Below are 18341 nucleotides of genomic sequence, written 5' to 3' on the forward strand. Positions count from 1 at the left end.
GAACCGCCGCCTAACTGGCGGCGGCCAACGCTTCCCCCCGCCGAATGGGGATCAGATATTCACAGCGGATCGCCGCGCCGCCGAGCGGGCAACAGCCCTCCTGCGCCGGGTAGAAACGCTCGATATCCTGCCCCGGCCGGCGGATGGCGTTCATCTGCGGCATGGCAGTGTCATACAATCGGACAATAAAGTTTTGTAACCCTTCCGCCTGCCCCTGATAGGTGAAACGGGCATACTCTCCCTGTTCGATAGTCACCCGCTCCCCCATCGCCCCTTCGTCCGGCAAAGCGGCGGTATACGCCATACGCGGGCAGCCCCGGCGTTGCCTGTCGACCTCCAGGCTGGTGAGGCCGTACACCACCTCCGGCAGCGCCTGCGGCCGCAGCAGTTGCCGCCAGGCATGGCGGCGCAGCTCGCACTTGGAGTCCGCCAACTGCCCCAGCGTGAAGCTGCGGCGCTGGGTGTTGCCCACCAGCTGCATGGCGGGCAGCGTCACGATGTCGGCCTGCGGCAACGGCGCTTCGGTCAGCCGCAGCGGCGGCTGCAGGCCATAGCTCGACCAATCCTGGCTGCGGCGATAGCTGGCCGGCGGCAAACCGAATTGCTTGCGGAAGCAGCGGGTGAAGGTCTGCTGTGAATCGAACTGGTAAGTATCGGCGATGCAGGCCACGCTGGTGCCGGTCAGGCGCAGTTCGCGCGCGGCGGCGGTCAGCCTTCTGCGGCGCGCGTAAGTGCCGAGAATATGGCCGGTATGCTGCTTGAATATCCGCTGTAAATGCCACTTGGAGTAGCCGGACTTGGCGGCAATGTCGTCCAGCGTCAGCGGCTGATCCAGGCTCTGTTCGATCCAGGCCAGCAGCTGTTCAATCACCTGTTGCTGGTGCATGGTATTCCCCTTATTTGCTCAGTAATGTCTGCGCCAGCATCCGGCCTGTGGCTTCATCGGTGGCCACCAGTATCGGATAACCCCAGAATTTGGCGCCGTATTCGGCGAATTCTTCCGCCGCCGCGCGTTTGGCGTCGTCCGGCTCCAGCATGATCATGCCTTTCACCCACTGCTTCAGCGCCTCGCGGTTATCGCGTTTCCACAGCGCCACCTGGGTGCGGGCATCGCGATCGTGCTCTTCACCTTCATCGCCGACGCTGCGGTCGGTCATCAAGACAAAGGGTTCGGCGCGCGCCAACAGCGCGCTGAATTCAGCCAGCTCGGCCTGGGTATCGCGCCCGTTTCGGCGCATCCACACCAGCGGAAAAGTGGCGGTATCGAGTGACATAATCAGTTTCCTCGCGAAAGGGTTTTAGGACTGGCGCTTACTTTATCGGCACCGACGCTAGACCACATTGCGCAATCAGGACATAATACTTTTCAATTCCGCCAAATTGAGAATTATTCTCATGAAAGTACAGATCCCTCGCCGCAATCTCGATATCGATCAGGTGCCGCGCCCGCTGTTCGCCGTACAGAGTTCCACTATCGAACAGGACTGGGAAGTCGAGCCGCACCGTCATCAAAAGGCGCAGCTGATCTATACCGTGCGCGGCATGATCCGCTGCGAAGTGGAAAACGGCCTGTGGCTGGTGCCACCGCAGTGCGCGCTGTGGATGCCGGGCAACGTGTTGCACAACGCCCAAGGCGCCGGCTCAACGGAAGCTTACTGCCTGTTCGTCGATCAACACGTCGTCGCAGGCTTGCCGCAAAGCTGCTGCACGCTGTCGGTCTCGCCGCTGCTGCGCGAACTGCTGCTGCAGGCCACCACCTTCGAGCCGCTCTACGACGAACAGGGCGCCGAAGGGCGCCTGACGGCGGTACTGCTGGATCAGCTGGTGGCCGCGCCGATCGAGAATCTGCACCTGCCAGTATCAGACGACGCGCGCATCCGGCAGTTGACCGAAGGCATGCTGAGCTGCCCAGCGGACAAATCCACCCTCGGGCAGTGGGCGCAGCGCATCGGCATGAGCGAGCGCTCCCTCAGCCGCACCTTGCAACAGCAGATGGGCATGAGCTTCGGCCACTGGCGGCGCCAGCTGCACGTGATGCTGGCGCTACAGCGCTTGACGCAGGGCGAGAGCGTACAGACGGTGGCGCTGGATCTGGGCTACGAAAGCGCCAGCGGCTTCGTCACCATGTTCAGAAAGGCGGTGGGCAAACCGCCGGCGCGTTATCTGGCGGAGCGCAACGCCTCCGGGCAGCCCCTGGGCGGCGCGATCAGCATGTGAACGGCCGGCGTATGCCGGCCTGGCAAGAGGCGGATCAGAAGTCGTAGAACACCGTAATCCAGGTGGAGTCCGGCTCGTTGTCGCTGCTGTTGGCCAGCGTGCGCTCCACATACACCGACAGACCGTAACCAATGGTGGTGCCCGCGCCAAGGTAAACGTGGTTGGCGTGATACGCCTCGTCACCCTTCAGCCGCAGCGAGTCCGCCGCCACGTAAGGCTGGATCGATTTGAGGAACGGCTTGTCGATATTGAAGGTGTAACCGACAAAACCTTCCAGCCCGTAGCCGTCACCGGCGAAGAAGTGCGACAGCGTGCGCTGGCGGGTGCTCGGCACATAGTCTTTGTAATAGCTGGCGGTGCCGACGATGTACCAGTTGTTCGGCTGCCAGGTCAACGCGGTGCCGGACAGCTGCTGGTGATAATCCTTTTCGCTGTACAGATTGTCTTTGATCTTCGCATCGGTATAACTGTAGGCCGCGCTGAAGGTGAAGTCTTTCGTCACCTTGTAATCGAAGCCCAACCCACCTCCGCCCTTGCGGCGGTAAATCAGGTTATCCGCAGTGTGCAGATCGTCTTCCGGCAATAAATAGTTGGCATACAGCGTCACCGGCCCGAAATCATTGGTGTACTTGATGCTGTTTTTCGGTTTATTGCCGCCGTCGTAGTCGCCGGAAATACCGATACCGGTGCCGCCCGCATGGCCATCGTTATCCCAGACGTCGCTTTTGATGCCGACCACCGAATAATAGATGCCGTATTGATGGCCGTAGGTCAGGGTACCGTAACGATCGTCCTTGAAACCGGCGTACAGCTGGCGCTGATAGTCGCGCTTGCCGTCTTCGTTATAGTGCCCGTCCCAGCTGAGCGCGTGCGCAAGATCCACGCCCCACTCGTAATAGCCGATGATCGAGGTGTCCTGCGTCAGCGCATAGTCGCCGCTGAAGCGAAAACGCGTGCCGCCGTCGTGGCCGTTTTTGTCATAGCCCGGCTCCGGGCCGTTATTGAAGATCCACTCGGGGCGAATGCTGCCGCCCACCTTTAAACTGAGCGGCGCCAGCAACACATTACTCTGCGGGTTTTTATCCAGAATGGTGATCTCGGCCTGTGCGCCGGCGGATAACGCCGACAGCAAGACGCCGCCAATGAATATTGGCGTTGTATTTTTTCTCATTATTACCCCTGCCCGAAAAAATTATTGTTATAAACACGGTGGTCTTAAGCCACGCGGAAATAATTACCCGATGTAAACAGCGCACGCAAGATATAAAAATTCACGTCATAATCTGCCATTATTCCAGGTTGGCTTTATTTTCAGCATAAACGTGTTCATCTGTAACGCGAAGAAAAACAATGTAATAACCGCAGCACGAAATAAACCAATCCGCATCTTTTATCCAAAATAACCCGGCGTGATTATCCGGGAATAAAGATAGCAAATAACAAATAAATATTATTGCCGCAGGTAAACCGTCACGCAGGGGAATTAACTAAAGGCGGGAAATAACGACGGAGCGCGTTGCGCGCTCCGGGAGAGAGAATTCACTACTGCGCCAGCCAGCCGCCGTCCATGTTCCAGGCAGCGCCGCGCACCTGCGCCGCCGCATCACTGCACAGGAACAGCGCCAGCTCGCCGAGCTGCTCAGGCGTGACGAACGCTTGCGAAGGCTGCTTCTCCGCCAACAGCTCATCGCATGCCTGCTGCGGATCGGTCCCGGCGGCAATGCGTTTGTCGATCTGCTGCTGCACCAGCGGCGTCAGCACCCAGCCGGGGCAGATGGCGTTGCAGGTGACGGGCGTGCGCGCGGTCTCCAGCGCCAGCGTCTTGGTCAGCCCCACCACGCCGTGCTTGGCCGCCACATAGGCCGACTTGTCTTTCGACGCCACCAGCCCGTGCACCGACGCCACGTTGATGATGCGCCCCCAGTTGCGCTCGCGCATCCCCGGCAGCGCCAATCGGCAGGTATGGAACACCGCCGACAGGTTGATGGCGAGAATGGCGTTCCATTTCTCCACCGGGAACTGATCCAGCGGCGCCACGTGCTGAATGCCGGCGTTGTTCACCAGAATATCCACGCCGCCGAACTCGCGTTCGGCATAGTGCATCATGTCCGCTATCTGGGCCGCATCGCCGAGATCGGCGCCGTGATATCCCGGCGCGGCGCCCAGCCGCGCGACCTGCATTTGCGCCTGCTCCACGTCGCCGAAGCCGTTGAGGATCACGCGCGCGCCGGCGGCGGCCAGCACGGATGCTATCCCGAGGCCGATGCCGCTGGTCGAGCCGGTCACCAGCGCGGTTTTGCCTTGTACACTCATGGTATCGCTCCTTTAAACAATGCCGGTCAGGTAGAACACGCCGATCACGAACAGCACCGCGGCGCTCTTGATCAGGGTGATGGCGAAGATGCCGCCATAGGCCTGCCGGTGGCTGAGGCCGGTGATCGCCAGCAGGGTGATCACCGCGCCGTTGTGCGGCAAGGTGTCCATGCCGCCGCTGGCCATCGAGGCCACCCGGTGCAGCACCTCCAGCGGAATGTGTGCCGCATGGGCGGCGGCGATAAAGCTGTCGGACATCGCCGCCAGCGCGATGCTCATGCCGCCGGAGGCCGAACCGGTGATGCCGGCCAGCAGGGTGACGCTGATCGCTTCGTTCAGCAGCGGGTTGGGGATTGCCGACAGCGCCTGCGACAGCACCAAAAAGCCCGGCAGCGCGGCGATCACCGCGCCGAAGCCGTATTCGGAGGCGGTGTTCATCGCCGCCAGAATTGCACCGCCGACCGCCGTCTTGCTGCCTTCCGCCAGCCGGCCGCGAATATTGCGAAAGCCGAACACCACCACCAGCAGAATACCCGACACCAGCGCCGCTTCCACCGCCCAGATGGCGGTGATCTTCGCCACATCGGTGGTGATCGGCTTGGCCAGCCCCGGCAGCGTCAGGTCGTGGCTGGCGCCGTACCACTGCGGGATCCAATGGGTGAAGCCAAGGTTGAATACCCCGACCAAAATCAACGGCAGGATGGCGATCAGCGGGTTCGGCAGGTTGATGTCGTCCGGGGTTTCCGGCTCGTTCAGCAGATCGGTACCGTAACCCTCCCCCTTCAGCTGCGCCTTGCGCCGCTGGCGTTCAAGATACAGCAGACCGACCGCGATGATGAACAGCGAGCCGATCAGCCCCAGCCAGGGCGCAGCCCAGGCATTGGTGCCGAAGAAACTGGTCGGGATGATGTTTTGGATCTGCGGCGTGCCGGGCAAGGCGTCCATGGTGAAGGAGAAGGCGCCGAGCGCTACGGTGGCCGGGATCAGCCGCTTGGGGATGCCGCTCTGGCGGAACAGCTCGGCGGCGAACGGATAGACCGCGAACGCCACCACGAACAGCGACACCCCGCCGTAGGTCAGCAGCGCGCACACCAGCACGATCACCGGAATGGCGTGGCGTCGGCCGAGAATGCGGATCGCCGCCGCGACGATCGAACGGGAAAAGCCGGACAGCTCGATCAGCTTGCCGAATACCGCCCCCAGCAGGAACACCGGGAAGTAGAGCTTCACGAAGCCGACCATCTTCTCCATAAACAGCCCGGTGAAGGTCGGCGCCACCGCGCCGGGATCGGTCAACAGCACCGCGCCCAGCGCGGCGATCGGGGCGAACAAAATCACGCTGTAGCCGCGGTAGGCGGCCAGCATCAGTAATCCCAGTGCTGCCAGGGCAATCAAAACGCTCATCAGGCACCTCGCTATCGTTGTTATTGTCAGGTACGGCGTGCGAAATTACGGTTTCAGCGCAAAGCGCAGCTGATGCGCCCGTCGACGTTGAATGCGTTCCCTGCGCGCTTCATCCCAAAGATAAAATCCCCGGCCGCTGCGCTGGCCGGTATCGCCGCGCCGCAGCCTCTGTTCCACCAGCGCCATCATCTCGTCGCCGGTCGCCAGTTCCGGGAACAGGTGGCGGGCAATGTCCGCCACCGTCGCCAGCCCGGTCATGTCGGCGGCCTCCAGCGGGCCGACCATGGCGTAGCGCCGCCCCAGCGAGGCGCGCATCACCTGATCCACCACCTCGGCGCTGGCGATGCCGCTGTGGACGATGTGCAGCGCCTCGCGCAGCACCGCAAACTGCAGCCGGTTGCCGACAAACCCCGGCGCGGCGCGTTCCAGCAGCACCGCCTCCAGCGCCATCCCGCCGAGCAGCGCCTGCACCGCCGCCAGATGGCGCGGATCGGTGGCGCGGCCGGGCACGATCTCCACCAGCGGGATCAGGTGCGGCGGGTGCCAGAAGTGGGCGATCAGCAGCCGCTGCGGATGGGTCATGCGCGCCGCCAGCTCGTCCGGCGGCAGGCCGCTGGTGTTGCTGGCAATCACCGCGTCGTCGGCGATCAGCCCCTCCAGTTGCTCATACAGCGCGTGCTTCAGCTCGAGCCGTTCCGGGATCGCCTCGATAAGCAGCCGGGCGCGCGCCACGCCATTCAGATCGCCGGTCACGCGCAGGCGCGCCAGCGCTGCTTCGCGTTCGCCGCGATCAAACTGCCCGACGTCGCTCAGCTCGGCCAGAATGCCGCTCGCTACCGCCGGCGCTTCCGCCAGGCGCTGCGGATCCGGGTCATACAGCAGCACCTCATGGCCGTGGCGGATAAAGTGGGTGGCGATACCCACCCCCATCAGCCCGGCGCCCAGTACCGCATAGTCAGATGACTGCATGGTGCCCTCCTCGGTTGTTTACGGGCGCTCTACCGCCAGCGCCACGCCCTGCCCGCCGCCGATGCACAGCATCGCCAGCCCCTTGTTCACCTCGCGGCGCTGCATTTCGTACAGCAGCGACACCAAAATGCGGCAGCCGGACGCGCCGATCGGATGCCCCAGCGCGATCGCCCCACCATTGACGTTGACCCGCTCTGCCTCCCAGCCCAGTTCTTTGCCCACCGCCAGCGCCTGCGCGGCGAAGGCTTCGTTGGCTTCGATCAGATCGACGTCCTCCAGCCGCCAGCCGGCTTTCTCCAGGCAGCGGCGTGCGGCCGGCGCCGGGCCGATGCCCATGATCGCCGGATCGACGCCCGACGACGCGTAACCGGCGATGCGCGCCAGCACCGGCAAGCGCAGCGCAGCGGCTTTTTCCGCGCTCATCAGCAACACCACGGCGGCGCCGTCGTTGAGCGACGAGGCGTTGCCGGCGGTCACCGTGCCCTCCTTGCGAAACGCCGGGCGCAGCCGCGCCAGCGCTTCCAGGCTGGTGTCGCGCGGCTGTTCGTCGCGCTCTACCCGCAGCGCTTCGCCCTTCGGCTGCGGCACCGTCACCGGCGTGATCTCCTGCGCGAAACGCCCGGCCTGCTGCGCCGCCTGCGCCTTCTGCTGCGAGCGCAGGGCGAACCTGTCTTGTTCTTCCCTGCTGATGGCGTATTTCTCCGCCAGGTTCTCGGCGGTGATGCCCATGTGGTAGTCGTTGAACACGTCCCACAGGCCATCGTGGATCACGCTGTCCACCATCTGCGCGTGACCGAGGCGCAGGCCGGCGCGCGCACCGGCCATCAGGTAAGGCGACTGGCTCATGCTTTCCTGGCCGCCGGCGATCACCGCGTCGGCGTCACCGCTGCGGATCGCCTGCACCGCCAGATGTACCGCCTTCAAACCGGAGCCGCACACCTTGTTGATGGTCAGCGCCGGGGTCGTCACGGGCAGCCCGGCGTTCAGCGCGGTCTGACGCGCCGGATTCTGTCCGCAGCCGGCGGTCAGTACCTGGCCGAGGATCACTTCATCGATCTGCTGCGGCGGCACACCGCTTTGCGTCAGCAGCCCCTGCACCGCCGCCGTGCCCAGTTCCACCGCCGTCAGCGGCGCCAGCGCGCCGTGAAAACTGCCGACCGGCGTGCGCGTCGCCCCCACGATCACCACTTCACGTTGTTGCACATTCACCTCCCGTTTCAGAAACGCATTTCCGGCACTTGCTCTGGCACGATCAGCCGGCCGGCGGTTTTGGCGACAATCTCCGCCACGCTGACGCCGGGCGCGCGTTCGCGCAGCACGAAGGCGCCGTCTTCTATTTCCAGATAGGCCAGATCGGTCAATACTTTGCGGATGCAGTTGGCCCCGGTCAGCGGCAGCGTGCAGCGCGGCAGCAGCTTGGACTCGCCGCCCTTCGAGGCGTGGGTCATCACCACGATGATGTTCTCCGCCCCCGCCACCAGATCCATCGCGCCGCCCATGCCCTTGACCATCTTGCCGGGGATCATCCACGAGGCGATGTTGCCCTCGATGTCCACTTCAAACGCCCCCAGCACGGTCAGATCGACGTGGCCGCCGCGGATCATGGCGAACGACTGCGCCGAATCGAAGATCGACGCGCCGAGGCGCGCGGTGACCGTCTGCTTGCCGGCGTTGATCATGTCGGCGTCCAGCTGCTGCTCGGTCGGGAACTCGCCCATCCCCAGCAGGCCGTTTTCCGACTGCAGCATCACGTCCATGCCCGCCGGCACGTAGTTGGCCACCAGCGTCGGAATGCCGATGCCCAGGTTGACGTAGTAACCGTCCCTCAGCTCTTGCGCCACGCGCTGCGCCATTTGTTCACGGGTAAGCATGCGAATTCTCCTTATGCCCGCAGGGTGCGTTGTTCGATACGCTTCTCGAAGGTGCCCTGGATCAGCCGATCGACGTAAATGCCTGGGGTGTGGATCGCCGCCGGATCCAGCTCGCCCGGCGCGACGATCTCTTCCACTTCCACCACCGTGATACGCCCGGCGGTCGCCATCAGCGGATTGAAGTTCTGTGCGGTGTGGCGGTAGATGACGTTGCCGAAGTGATCGGCCTTCCAGCCTTTCACGATGGCGAAATCGCCGGTGATAGCGGTTTCCATGATGTAGGGGCGGCCGTTGAACTCGCGCACCTCTTTGCCTTCGGCGATCGGCGTGCCGTAACCGGTGGCGGTGAAGAATGCCGGGATACCGGCGCCGCCGGCGCGGATCTTCTCCGCCAGCGTGCCCTGCGGCGTGAGATCCACCTCCAGCTCGCCGCTGAGCGCCTGCTGCTCGAACAGCGCGTTTTCACCGACGTAAGATCCCACCACCTTGCGGATCTGATGGGTTTCCAGCAGCCGCCCGAGGCCGAACCCGTCGACGCCGCAGTTGTTGGAAACCACCGTCAACCCGCGCACGCCGCGCCGGCGGATCTCTTCGATCAGATTCTCCGGGATGCCGCACAGGCCAAAGCCGCCCGCCAGCACCGTCATGTTGTCCGTCAGGCCTGCCAGCGCTTCCTGGTAGCTGCCGACGCGTTTGTCGAGCCCTGCCATATCGTTGCCCCTGCATGTTGCGGCGCAGGGCGAAATGCCCTGCCTTGCGTGAGGGCATCTTCAGGTCACAAAAATGATTTGTTAATTTTGTTTTTATGCCGCATTCATTTAGAATTTTTATTAATCACTCGTTAACCGAAAATTAACAAAGAGTTAACGCCAACCAAAATGAAAATGAGCATCAAACAGTTACGCGCGTTTTTAGCGGTAGCTCACACTCTGAATTTCGCCCAGGCCAGCGAGCGGCTGAATATTTCTCAGCCGGCGCTCAGCCTGGCGATCCGTGGGCTGGAAGACGCGCTGGGCGGGCCGCTGCTGCTGCGCACCACCCGCCGGGTGACGCTGACGCCGGAAGGAGAAACCTTCTTCCCGATGGCGCGCCAGCTGCTGGCGGATTGGGACAACGCGGAAGAGGCGATGCGTCAGCGCTTCACCCTGCAGATGGGCAAGGTGGCGATCGCCGCCATGCCGTCGTTCGCCGGCAACCCGCTGCCGCCGATCCTTAAGGCGTTTCGCGATCGCTATGCCGGCATCAACGTGGCGGTGCATGACGTCATCAACGAGCAGGTGTTTGAAATGATCCGCGAAGGGCGGGTAGAGATGGGCATCGCCTTCGAGCCGGAGCCGAGCGACACCCTGCACTTTACCCCGCTGTGCCGCGATCGCTTTCTGGCGGTGGTGCCGAAGGATTCGTCGCTGGCGCACAAGGCGCAGGTCAGCTGGAAGGAGCTGCTGACGCTGGATTTCATCACCCTGCAGCGGCCATCGGCGGTGCGGCTGCTGCTGGAGCAGGAACTGGCCCACAGCGGGCGAACGCTGGAGGTGGCGTTTGAAAGCCACCAGCTGGTGACGGTCGGGCGCATGGTGGCCAACGGCCTCGGCGCCAGCGCGGTGCCTGCGCTGTGCGAGCGACAGATGGATGAGCTGGGGGCGGTCTGCGTGCCGCTGATCGGCCCGATCATCGAACGGCGCGTGGGCCTGATCCGCCTGGCACAGCACCAACTCTCTTCCGCTGCGCAGGCGCTGGCGACGGTGATCGAACGGGAAATGGCGGGGAGTGGCGGGCAGCCTGCGCTTAAACCGTAAACCCGACGTGCTTGCCGCCCGGCAGTTCAATGTCCAGGCGCAGCGTGCCGCCCATCGCTTCCACGTAGCCACCAACTACAGCGGCATTATTGGGCCAGACATCAAAAAACGCTATGAATGGGTATTGCGAGCTTTCCTGAAAAATCCAAAGAACCGGAACACCTTATTATGACAAGACGTTATCTCTCTTTGCTGTGCGTACTGCTACTGAACGGCTGTCAATCCACTCAGCCCTGGTACCATCCGTTGGATGTCTCGCTCAAAGACAATCAACCTTGCTTTGCCGTGCCTATCAACAGCGTTCGCAGCGGCGACAGCCTGCAAAACCGGGGGGTGATCGTCTCACGACAGGAACAACAGCAATGGCATATCGTCTGGGCCTCACCAGAAATCACTCCGTTGCCTGACCTGAAACCAGGACAATGCGTCACTTATCCGCAGGTAAACTGGGCAGCGGGAGAATACTCAGTCTTGCTCGGCATCTCGATGAATAACGACACGGAAAGGCGTAAATACATGAAAGAATTCAACTTAAGAATTAATCCCAAGGGAGAAATACAGCTACAGTAAGGAGACTGGGATTATTTATTCCCCCTCCACCGCCTGCACCGCCGCCTTCTGCGTGGCGCGCTGATATAAGCACAGCTCCCTGCCCGGCTGGTTTTTCATAAACGGCTGCGGGTAGCGCCCACCGATAAACAGCGCCGAATAGCCGACGTCATCGCCGTAGTGAATAATCTCCCCTTCCACCCTGGCGTTTTTTAGCCCGCTGGCTTTCAGGCAGGCGGCGCGCATCGCCCGTTCGCTCTCGGCCCACGCCTGTGGGGAAGACGCGGTGGCGTGGAACGCGGCCAGCGCGGCGATAAGCAGCCCTATTCTCTTCATCGTTATCTCTCCTTCTACGGCCCATCTCGCCAGTATAGACCGTGCCGACCCGGCCAGCCCGCCGCGCTCTTTACGGCATTTTTATTCCGCGCCCCGTTAACGTTACGGCGTTTTTACAGACAGTTTTTGCCGCCGCAGATACCCTTTTCACATCGCCGCTATGGCCTCACAAGAGAGTTGTCTCATGCGTTTATCCCTGCCTCTGGCCGTGACCGGTCTTCGTTCTGGAGCGCGCCATGCATTCTAATATCATCGGCTTCAATCCTCTGCTGGCGGAGCTGCCCGCATCGCCGACGCGCACCTTCCGCAAAGAGCTGGAACACTACCTGCAGCGCTATCCGGATACCGAACAGTTGGATATTTATCTGCACGATCTGAACGGCCAGCTGCGCGGCAAGCGCCTGCCGATCGCCGAAGCCTTTGGCCTGGAAAAAGGCTGCTACTTCCCGCTGTCGATCTACGCCCTGGATCTGCACGGCCGGGTGATTGAAGAAAGCGGGCTGGGGCAACGGGCGGGCGAGCCGGATCGGCTATGCCTGCCGGTGCCCGGCACGCTGCGCCCCTGCGCGCGCGATCCCGAACGCCACGCCCAGCTGCTGCTGACGATGCAAAACGCCGACGGCGGCGCCTGCGAGCTGGAGCCACGCGTGGTGCTGCAACGGGTGCTGAAGCGCCTGCACGAGCGCAACTGCTTCCCGGTGGTGGCGGCCGAACTGGAGTTCTACCTGCAGGATCCGCAGCGCCCCGCCGAGGCGGAAGCCTGCCCGACGCAGAGCTTCGCGGTGGATGCGCCCGAGCGCCACCATGCGCTGCTGAGCGACATTGAACGGCACGCGCGGCTGCAGAGCCTGCCGCTGACCGGCGTGGTGGCCGAAGCCGCTTCCGGCCAATACGAGCTGAATCTGCATCACAGCCGGCGCGTGCTGGAAGCCTGCGACCAGATCATGGCGCTGAAACGCCTGACGCGGCAGATTGCCGAGCAGCATCACCAGCACGCCTGCTTTATGGCCAAGCCCTGCGCCCACGCCGCCGGCAGCGGGCTGCATTTCCATATCAGCTTGCAGGACGAGCACGGCGAGAACCTGCTGACCGGCGCGCCGGGCGAACTGAGCGATAACATGCAGCAGGCGATGGCGGGCATGCTGGCGCTGATGCCGGCATCGATGGCGATCCTGGCGCCCAACATCAACGCGTTTCGCCGCTTCCGCCCCGGCATGCACGTGCCGCTGCGCACCTCCTGGGGCCACAACAACCGCACGGTGGCGCTGCGCCTGCCCTGCGCCGACAGCGCCAACCAGCGTATCGAATACCGCCTGGCCGGCGCCGACGCCAACCCTTATCTGGCGCTGGCGGTGATGCTCGGCGGCCTGTTGCACGGGCTGGAACACCCGTTGCCGCTGCCGCCCGCCGCCAACGGCTGCGAGAGCGATAACGCCGCGCCCTTGCCGCTCGGCCAACAGGAGGCGCTGGCGCTGTTCCGCCACAGCGATCCGCTGCGTGAGCTGCTCGGCCCGGCGTTCTGCACCCTGTGGCACACCTGCAAAAGCGCCGAACTGCGCCGCTTCGAGGAACAGGTCACCGCCGCCGAGCTCGGCTGGATGCTGTAACCGCCCACTGATTCGTTAACTTAAGGATAATCATGAACATGCAACCACAACGGGCGCCCGCACAGCCGCTGCTCTGCTGGCGCAAAGGCGTTTTTCATATCAGCACCGATCGGCAGTTGTTGGATATCGAGGCGATCCAGCGTTTCCTCAGCCTGCAGGATCGGGCGGCGGCGGAGCGCCTGGTACACCACGGCCTGTGCTTCGGGCTGTACCGCAAGCGCCACCTGCTCGGTTTCGCCCGCATGGTGACCGACTACGCCACCTTCGCCTCGGTGAGCGAACTGTTCGTCAGCGCCGAGTACCGCGGCGTCGGGCTGGGAAGCTGGCTGACGCGCTGCTGCCTTGCGCACCCGGCTTTGCGCGGCCTGCGCGTCACGCTGCCCGCTCTGCAAGCGCCCTGGCGCGCCGATGGTTCGGCGCACGCCCTGCGTGCCCTTCACTGATAAGGAGACCCTCATGTCTCGTTTGGTGCTGATTTCCAACAAGCAGTGCGACGGCAAGGATCTGGCCTGCGCCGGCCAGACGCTGGCGGCCGACGCCGAACCGGGGCTGTGGCTCGGCTGGAACGGCGACGTGCAGAATTTCGCGCAGCGCCCGATCAGTTGCCGCCAACGTGCCGGTTATGATCAGGTGACCTTCCCGCTGTCGATCGAAGAGTTCCGCCGCCACTATCAGGGCTACTACCACGACGGCCTGTGGCCGGTGTTCCACAACCAGCCGGAGAAGGCGCACTTCACGCCGGAAAACTACCGCGCCTACCGGCAGCTGAACCGCCGTTTCGCCGATATCGCCTGCGAACACCTGTGCCCGGGCGACATCGTCTGCATCGACGACTACCAGCTGCTGCCCTGCGCGCAGGCGCTGAAGGAACAGGGGCTGCTGAACGCCTGCGCGTTCTTCTTCCACCTGCCGTTTCCGTCGGCGGCGCTGCTGCGGCGCATCCCGGAACATCGCCAGCTGATCGCGTCGCTGCTGTTCTACGATTTGATCGGTTTTACCACCACCGACGATCGCAACGCCTTTCTCAGCTGCCTGGCGGGCGAATTCCCGCTGGAGATGCTGCCCGACGATCAGATCCAGGCCAACGGGCATCTGTTCGCCACCGGCATTTTCCCCGCCGGCATCAACGGCAGGCAGGTTTATTAATGTTACGGCGCGCGGTATTCAGGCGCGCCGTTTTATTTCGCCGTGATTTATTTTCACCGTATTTACCGCCATCAAAATAGGTTATTTCACTTTCTGAATATAGCGATTAAAAAATAAATATTCATCCTGTTACATATCAACCGTAAAAACCCTACGCCGCCAATTGCTTTTTATCAGCAAAACACATTACCCTCTCCGGGCCATATTTAAACCGAGGAGGGCCCTATGGGCGATGAAAGTTTTAGTTTTATGCTAATGCTATTGGGCACCTTTCAGTAATGCCATCCACGTTGCATTCTGAAAGATACGGAATGCGGCAACCGCTCCCCTTCTGACGGCCTTTCCCGCTCTGCCTGCCCGCCCATCGCCCCGCTGCGAAAACAACGTCTGTCTCAACCGCTACAGCGGTATTTATCTGGTGTCGCCGGGCCTATTACCCGAGCGGCGACGGATTTCTTATGGGAAAAATAAGGTATTGCGTTATGCAAAATAACCGGGGTACATCTATTTTCAGAAAGTCTTATTTAAATGACTTTATCGTTATCGCCATCGGCGTTTTCTTCATTGCCTTTTTTATTCGCGCGTGGGGCGACATGCACGGCGACTTCAATGAACAAAACGTCTCTGCCATTAGTCTCGATGCCTGGAACCTGCTTTATTATTCGCTCAGAACCAGCATGCGTTTTCTCCTCGGCATGGCCTGGTCGCTGCTGTTTTCTGTGGTATTCGCCGTGCTGGCCGCGCGCTATGCGCCGCTGCGCCGGGTGATCCTGCCCTTCGTCAACTTTATGGAGTCGGTGCCGCTGGTGGGGTTCCTGACCTTCACGACCGTGTACTTTCTCAATCTCTACCCGCACAGCGTGATGGGGCTGGAGTGCACCGCCATCTTCGCGGTGTTTACCGGCCAGGCCTGGAACATGATGCTGACGCTGTATCAGACGCTGCGCATCGTGCCCAAGGAGCTGGATGAAGCCGCCCGCAGCTTCAATTACAACCCGTGGCAACGCTTCTGGCGGCTGGAATTCATCTATTCGGTGCCGGGCCTGCTGTGGAACGCCATGGTGTCGCAATCCGCCGCCTGGTTCGCCCTGGTGGCCTCCGAAGCCATTCCGGTCGGCGATCGCTCGGTCGAACTGCCCGGCGTCGGCTCCTATATCGCCGAAGCGCTGGCGCAGCAGAACGTGCCGGCGATCCTGTATGCGATCGTCGCGCTGGCCGCCAACATCGTGCTGCTCGATCAGCTGGTTTTCCGCCCGCTGGTGCGTTACACCGCCCGCTTCAAATACGAAGACGTCACCGCCAATCGCCCACTCGGCAATCCGTGGTTTTACAACAGCCTGGCCTTCTCGCACGTCGGCGCGGCGCTCGGCCGCACGCTGCGCGCGCTGGCTGACCTGTGGCTGTTCAAGCTGCCGCGGCTGTGGTACGCCCTCGGCCTGCACCGCCTGTTTCGCCTCGCCGCCAAAGGCAATTGGCTGTGGCGCAGCCTGTGGTATCTCGGCGTGGTGCTGGCCTGCGTCTGGTTCGGTTACCGGCTGTGGGAATACTTCCCCAAACAGTACTTCGCCATGCTGCCGGAATGGATGCTGCTCACCACCGCGCGCGTGGCCGCGGCCATGCTACTTAGCGTGGCTATCTTCACGCCGCTGGGGGTGTGGATCGGCATGAATCCACGGCTGGTGAAGATCTTCCAGCCGATCATCCAGATCCTGGCGGCCATTCCGCCCAACATTTTCTACCCGCTGATCGCCGCCTTTATCGCCATTTATCATCAGGATCTCGGCTGGTGGGCCATCCCGATGATCATGCTGGGCACCCAGTGGTACGTGTTGTTCAACGTGATCGCCGGCGTTTCCGCCATTCCGACGCAGATCACCGAGGTCAGCGAAACCTTCGGGCTGCGCCGTTTCCGCTGGTGGCGCTACTACATGCTGCCGGCAATTTTCCCCTACATCGTGACCGGCATCATCTCCGCCGCCGGCGGCGCCTGGAACAGCGCCATCGCCGCCGAAGTGATCCAGTGGGGCAGCACCACCCTCAGCGCCACCGGGCTGGGTGCGTTCATTTCCGTCGTCACCGACGCCGGTAAGAACCCGGAGTCTGCGCTGGGCTGCGCCGCCATGTGTGCGCTGGTGGCGCTGTGCATCATCTTCGTCTGGCAACCGCTGTATCGCATCGCGGAAACCAAATTCAAATATGACTGATCAAGGGGGAACAACATGCTGACTCAAGAGGTAATTATCAGCGCCCGCCGGCTGAACAAGACGTTTATCGGCGAAAACAAGCGCCCCACCCCCGTGCTGCGCGACGTGTCGCTGACCGTGCACGCCGGCGAGTTCGTCACCATTCTGGGGCAATCCGGTTCGGGTAAGTCCACGCTGCTGCGCATGCTGGCCGGGCTGATCCCGCCGGACAGCGGCACGCTCACCCTGGCGGGCAAACCGATCAATGGCCCGAGCGCGAACGCCGGCATGGTGTTTCAGTCCTACGCGCTCTATCCCTGGCTAACGGTGTACGACAACATCGCCTTCGGGCTGCTGGCGCAACGGCTGCCGCCGCAGACGATCGCCGAGCGGCTGGGGGCGCTGCTGCGCCTGGTGGGCCTGACCGGCTATGAGCACGCCTGGCCGCGCGAGCTCTCGGGCGGCATGCGCCAGCGCGTGGGCTTCGCCCGGGCGTTGGCGGTAGAGCCCGATGTCTTGCTGCTGGACGAGCCCTTCTCCGCCCTCGATATCTTTACCGCGCAAAAACTACGCAGCGATCTGCTGGCGCTGTGGGGAGACAACCGGCTGCGCACGCGCGCCATGGTGATGGTGACCCACGACGTCGAAGAGGCGGTGCTGATGTCCGATCGGGTGCTGATCCTGGACGCGACCAGCAAACGGATCGATGACGAATTCAGCGTCAATATCCCGCGTGCGGCGCGCAACCGGGAAAGCCTGCGGCACCTCACCGATCGGATCCGCAGCTGCCTATACAAAAAAATCGCGCAAGCGCAATCGGCCGGTTAACGGCCCTGTTTTCATCCACTTGGGGAACTGAAATGAACCATAAAAGCGTGCTGATGACGCTGATCATCCTGCTGCCGGCCGCCGCCGCCGGCGCGGAAATCATCAATAAAGACGGCAATAAACTGGATCTGTACGGCCAGCTGAACGGCGTGCATTACTTCAGCAGCGACGCCGACAATAACGGCGACCGCTCCTATACCCGCTTCGGTTTCAAAGGCGAGACGCAGATCGCCGACGGGCTGACAGGGTATGGCCAATGGGAATATCAGGCGGGGCTCGATCAGCCGGAAAGCGCCGGGCCGGGCAATAGCTATACCCGGCTGGGCTTCGCCGGGCTGACGTTCGGCCGCTGGGGCAGCCTGGACTACGGTCGCAACTACGGCCTGCTGTATGACGTGGCCGGCTGGACGGACGTGCTGCCTGAATTCGGCAACGACAGCTACGAAGCGGCCGACAACTTTATGACCGGCCGCGCCAACGGCCTGCTGACCTACCACAACCGCAGCCTGGGCGGCCTGGTCGACGGCCTGGATCTCGGCCTGCAATATCAGGGGAAGAATCGGGGGGACGACGCTCAAAGGGCGAAGGATATCCAGACGCAAAACGGCGATGGCTACGCCTTTTCCGCCACCTACGACACCGGCGTGGGGCTCAACGTTGGCGGCGCCTACGCCAACTCTGCGCGCACGCTGGCGCAACAGCGCTTCGGCCTGGCTGACGGCGATCGCGCCCGGGCCTGGACCCTGGGGCTGAAATACGACCAGGACAACCTCTACCTGGCGGCCAGCTACGCGCGCACTGAGAACATGACCTACGTCGACGGCGATCGCTACGCCGGCTTCGCCCCCCGCGCGGACGCCGTCGAGGCGGTCGCGCAGTATCACTTCGATTCCGGCGTCACGCCCTCGGTAGCCTACCTGCAAACGCGCGGCCGTAACCTGCCCGGCATCGGCGACGCCGATCTGGTCAAATACCTGGATCTGGCGCTGAACTACAGCTTCAACGCCAATATGTCGACCTACGTGGAGTACAAGCTCAACCTGCTGCAACGGCAGAACGCCGTCGGCGCCGGCGCCGACGACATTGTCGAAACCGGCATCATGTATCAGTTCTGACCCGATA

General features: G+C 62.6%; 20 protein-coding genes. 10 read left to right on the forward strand and 10 right to left on the reverse strand.

Annotation, left to right across the window (positions count from 1 at the left end; genetic code table 11):
• Positions 1-10 precede the first annotated feature (10 nt).
• Together ACJ8HA_RS14715 and ACJ8HA_RS14720 are read right to left on the reverse strand one after the other, a co-directional pair.
• On the reverse strand, positions 11-886 hold the full coding sequence (locus ACJ8HA_RS14715; RefSeq protein ID WP_043136214.1) for a helix-turn-helix domain-containing protein: 876 nt from the start codon (positions 884-886) through the stop codon (positions 11-13).
• Between the two features lie 10 nt (positions 887-896).
• Entirely contained in the window at positions 897-1274 is a 378-nt protein-coding gene (locus ACJ8HA_RS14720) for a hypothetical protein (protein WP_049204575.1), read from the reverse strand.
• Positions 1275-1395: 121 nt separating this feature from the next.
• On the opposite strand from ACJ8HA_RS14720, the gene ACJ8HA_RS14725 reads away from it, so the two are divergent.
• A complete protein-coding gene (locus ACJ8HA_RS14725) occupies positions 1396-2217 on the forward strand; it encodes an AraC family transcriptional regulator (RefSeq protein WP_049204574.1) in 822 nt (273 codons plus the stop codon).
• A gap of 34 nt (positions 2218-2251) precedes the next feature.
• On the opposite strand, the gene ACJ8HA_RS14730 is transcribed toward ACJ8HA_RS14725, so the two are convergent.
• The 7 genes from ACJ8HA_RS14730 to ACJ8HA_RS14760 form a co-directional block, all read right to left on the reverse strand.
• Complete coding sequence (locus tag ACJ8HA_RS14730; RefSeq protein ID WP_025305156.1) at positions 2252-3388, reverse strand: porin; 1137 nt, start codon at positions 3386-3388, stop codon at positions 2252-2254.
• A gap of 371 nt (positions 3389-3759) precedes the next feature.
• Positions 3760-4530, reverse strand: coding sequence for a 3-hydroxybutyrate dehydrogenase (locus tag ACJ8HA_RS14735; RefSeq protein WP_049204571.1), 771 nt, complete (start codon positions 4528-4530; stop codon positions 3760-3762).
• Between the two features lie 12 nt (positions 4531-4542).
• Positions 4543-5937, reverse strand: a complete 1395-nt coding sequence (locus ACJ8HA_RS14740) for a GntP family permease (RefSeq protein WP_197791184.1) — start codon at positions 5935-5937, stop codon at positions 4543-4545.
• Positions 5938-5979: 42 nt separating this feature from the next.
• Complete coding sequence (locus tag ACJ8HA_RS14745; protein WP_049204569.1) at positions 5980-6903, reverse strand: 3-hydroxyacyl-CoA dehydrogenase family protein; 924 nt, start codon at positions 6901-6903, stop codon at positions 5980-5982.
• An 18-nt stretch (positions 6904-6921) separates the two neighbouring features.
• A complete protein-coding gene (locus ACJ8HA_RS14750; RefSeq protein WP_164063626.1) occupies positions 6922-8106 on the reverse strand; it encodes an acetyl-CoA C-acetyltransferase in 1185 nt (394 codons plus the stop codon).
• 14 nt (positions 8107-8120) lie between these two features.
• Entirely contained in the window at positions 8121-8774 is a 654-nt protein-coding gene (locus ACJ8HA_RS14755; protein WP_049204566.1) for a CoA transferase subunit B, read from the reverse strand.
• An 11-nt stretch (positions 8775-8785) separates the two neighbouring features.
• Complete coding sequence (locus ACJ8HA_RS14760) at positions 8786-9484, reverse strand: CoA transferase subunit A (RefSeq protein ID WP_004933280.1); 699 nt, start codon at positions 9482-9484, stop codon at positions 8786-8788.
• A 168-nt stretch (positions 9485-9652) separates the two neighbouring features.
• On the opposite strand from ACJ8HA_RS14760, the gene ACJ8HA_RS14765 reads away from it, so the two are divergent.
• The 3 genes from ACJ8HA_RS14765 to ACJ8HA_RS14775 are packed head-to-tail and all read left to right on the forward strand — an operon-like array spanning position 9653 to position 11140.
• Complete coding sequence (locus ACJ8HA_RS14765; protein ID WP_442515387.1) at positions 9653-10570, forward strand: LysR family transcriptional regulator; 918 nt, start codon at positions 9653-9655, stop codon at positions 10568-10570.
• A complete protein-coding gene (locus ACJ8HA_RS14770) occupies positions 10542-10742 on the forward strand; it encodes a hypothetical protein (protein ID WP_193389596.1) in 201 nt (66 codons plus the stop codon). Before ACJ8HA_RS14765 ends, ACJ8HA_RS14770 begins: the two co-directional genes overlap by 29 nt.
• Positions 10739-11140 (forward strand): putative T6SS immunity periplasmic lipoprotein, encoded by a 402-nt coding sequence (locus ACJ8HA_RS14775; RefSeq protein ID WP_164063629.1) that lies wholly within the window; start codon positions 10739-10741, stop codon positions 11138-11140. The genes ACJ8HA_RS14770 and ACJ8HA_RS14775 overlap by 4 nt, the downstream gene beginning before the upstream one ends.
• Positions 11141-11155: 15 nt before the next feature.
• Here the strand turns inward: ACJ8HA_RS14775 and ACJ8HA_RS14780 are convergent, their stop codons facing one another.
• On the reverse strand, positions 11156-11455 hold the full coding sequence (locus tag ACJ8HA_RS14780) for a hypothetical protein (RefSeq protein ID WP_033651399.1): 300 nt from the start codon (positions 11453-11455) through the stop codon (positions 11156-11158).
• A 236-nt stretch (positions 11456-11691) separates the two neighbouring features.
• Here ACJ8HA_RS14780 and ACJ8HA_RS14785 point away from each other — a divergent pair, with 236 nt between their 5' ends.
• The 6 genes from ACJ8HA_RS14785 to ACJ8HA_RS14810 all read left to right on the forward strand — a co-directional run bounded on the left by ACJ8HA_RS14785 (position 11692) and on the right by ACJ8HA_RS14810 (position 18334).
• Positions 11692-13062, forward strand: coding sequence for a glutamine synthetase family protein (locus tag ACJ8HA_RS14785; RefSeq protein ID WP_148123095.1), 1371 nt, complete (start codon positions 11692-11694; stop codon positions 13060-13062).
• A gap of 32 nt (positions 13063-13094) precedes the next feature.
• Complete coding sequence (locus ACJ8HA_RS14790; RefSeq protein WP_148123094.1) at positions 13095-13505, forward strand: GNAT family N-acetyltransferase; 411 nt, start codon at positions 13095-13097, stop codon at positions 13503-13505.
• Positions 13506-13518: 13 nt separating this feature from the next.
• Positions 13519-14208: a trehalose-6-phosphate synthase gene (locus tag ACJ8HA_RS14795; protein ID WP_049207774.1), complete on the forward strand. Its 690-nt coding sequence runs from the start codon at positions 13519-13521 to the stop codon at positions 14206-14208.
• 482 nt (positions 14209-14690) lie between these two features.
• Positions 14691-16412: an ABC transporter permease gene (locus tag ACJ8HA_RS14800; RefSeq protein WP_049294776.1), complete on the forward strand. Its 1722-nt coding sequence runs from the start codon at positions 14691-14693 to the stop codon at positions 16410-16412.
• Positions 16413-16427: 15 nt separating this feature from the next.
• Entirely contained in the window at positions 16428-17219 is a 792-nt protein-coding gene (locus tag ACJ8HA_RS14805) for an ABC transporter ATP-binding protein (protein ID WP_025305140.1), read from the forward strand.
• A gap of 32 nt (positions 17220-17251) precedes the next feature.
• Entirely contained in the window at positions 17252-18334 is a 1083-nt protein-coding gene (locus ACJ8HA_RS14810) for a porin (protein WP_164068598.1), read from the forward strand.
• Positions 18335-18341: the final 7 nt, after the last annotated feature.

The organism is Serratia sp. CY33802 (assembly GCF_052169095.1).
GTDB classification, from domain to species: Bacteria; Pseudomonadota; Gammaproteobacteria; order Enterobacterales; family Enterobacteriaceae; genus Serratia; species Serratia bockelmannii.

Excerpts from the sequence above, each read along its gene's own strand:
- ACJ8HA_RS14715 (WP_043136214.1), bottom strand. The coding sequence starts at position 886 with ATGCACCAGCAACAGGTGATTGAACAGCTGCTGGCCTGGATCGAACAG.
- ACJ8HA_RS14720 (WP_049204575.1), bottom strand. The coding sequence starts at position 1,274 with ATGTCACTCGATACCGCCACTTTTCCGCTGGTGTGGATGCGCCGAAAC.
- ACJ8HA_RS14725 (WP_049204574.1), top strand. The coding sequence starts at position 1,396 with ATGAAAGTACAGATCCCTCGCCGCAATCTCGATATCGATCAGGTGCCG.
- ACJ8HA_RS14730 (WP_025305156.1), bottom strand. The coding sequence starts at position 3,388 with ATGAGAAAAAATACAACGCCAATATTCATTGGCGGCGTCTTGCTGTCG.
- ACJ8HA_RS14735 (WP_049204571.1), bottom strand. The coding sequence starts at position 4,530 with ATGAGTGTACAAGGCAAAACCGCGCTGGTGACCGGCTCGACCAGCGGC.
- ACJ8HA_RS14745 (WP_049204569.1), bottom strand. The coding sequence starts at position 6,903 with ATGCAGTCATCTGACTATGCGGTACTGGGCGCCGGGCTGATGGGGGTG.
- ACJ8HA_RS14755 (WP_049204566.1), bottom strand. The coding sequence starts at position 8,774 with ATGCTTACCCGTGAACAAATGGCGCAGCGCGTGGCGCAAGAGCTGAGG.
- ACJ8HA_RS14760 (WP_004933280.1), bottom strand. The coding sequence starts at position 9,484 with ATGGCAGGGCTCGACAAACGCGTCGGCAGCTACCAGGAAGCGCTGGCA.
- ACJ8HA_RS14765 (WP_442515387.1), top strand. The coding sequence starts at position 9,653 with ATGAAAATGAGCATCAAACAGTTACGCGCGTTTTTAGCGGTAGCTCAC.
- ACJ8HA_RS14775 (WP_164063629.1), top strand. The coding sequence starts at position 10,739 with ATGACAAGACGTTATCTCTCTTTGCTGTGCGTACTGCTACTGAACGGC.
- ACJ8HA_RS14780 (WP_033651399.1), bottom strand. The coding sequence starts at position 11,455 with ATGAAGAGAATAGGGCTGCTTATCGCCGCGCTGGCCGCGTTCCACGCC.
- ACJ8HA_RS14785 (WP_148123095.1), top strand. The coding sequence starts at position 11,692 with ATGCATTCTAATATCATCGGCTTCAATCCTCTGCTGGCGGAGCTGCCC.
- ACJ8HA_RS14790 (WP_148123094.1), top strand. The coding sequence starts at position 13,095 with ATGAACATGCAACCACAACGGGCGCCCGCACAGCCGCTGCTCTGCTGG.
- ACJ8HA_RS14795 (WP_049207774.1), top strand. The coding sequence starts at position 13,519 with ATGTCTCGTTTGGTGCTGATTTCCAACAAGCAGTGCGACGGCAAGGAT.
- ACJ8HA_RS14800 (WP_049294776.1), top strand. The coding sequence starts at position 14,691 with ATGCAAAATAACCGGGGTACATCTATTTTCAGAAAGTCTTATTTAAAT.
- ACJ8HA_RS14805 (WP_025305140.1), top strand. The coding sequence starts at position 16,428 with ATGCTGACTCAAGAGGTAATTATCAGCGCCCGCCGGCTGAACAAGACG.
- ACJ8HA_RS14810 (WP_164068598.1), top strand. The coding sequence starts at position 17,252 with ATGAACCATAAAAGCGTGCTGATGACGCTGATCATCCTGCTGCCGGCC.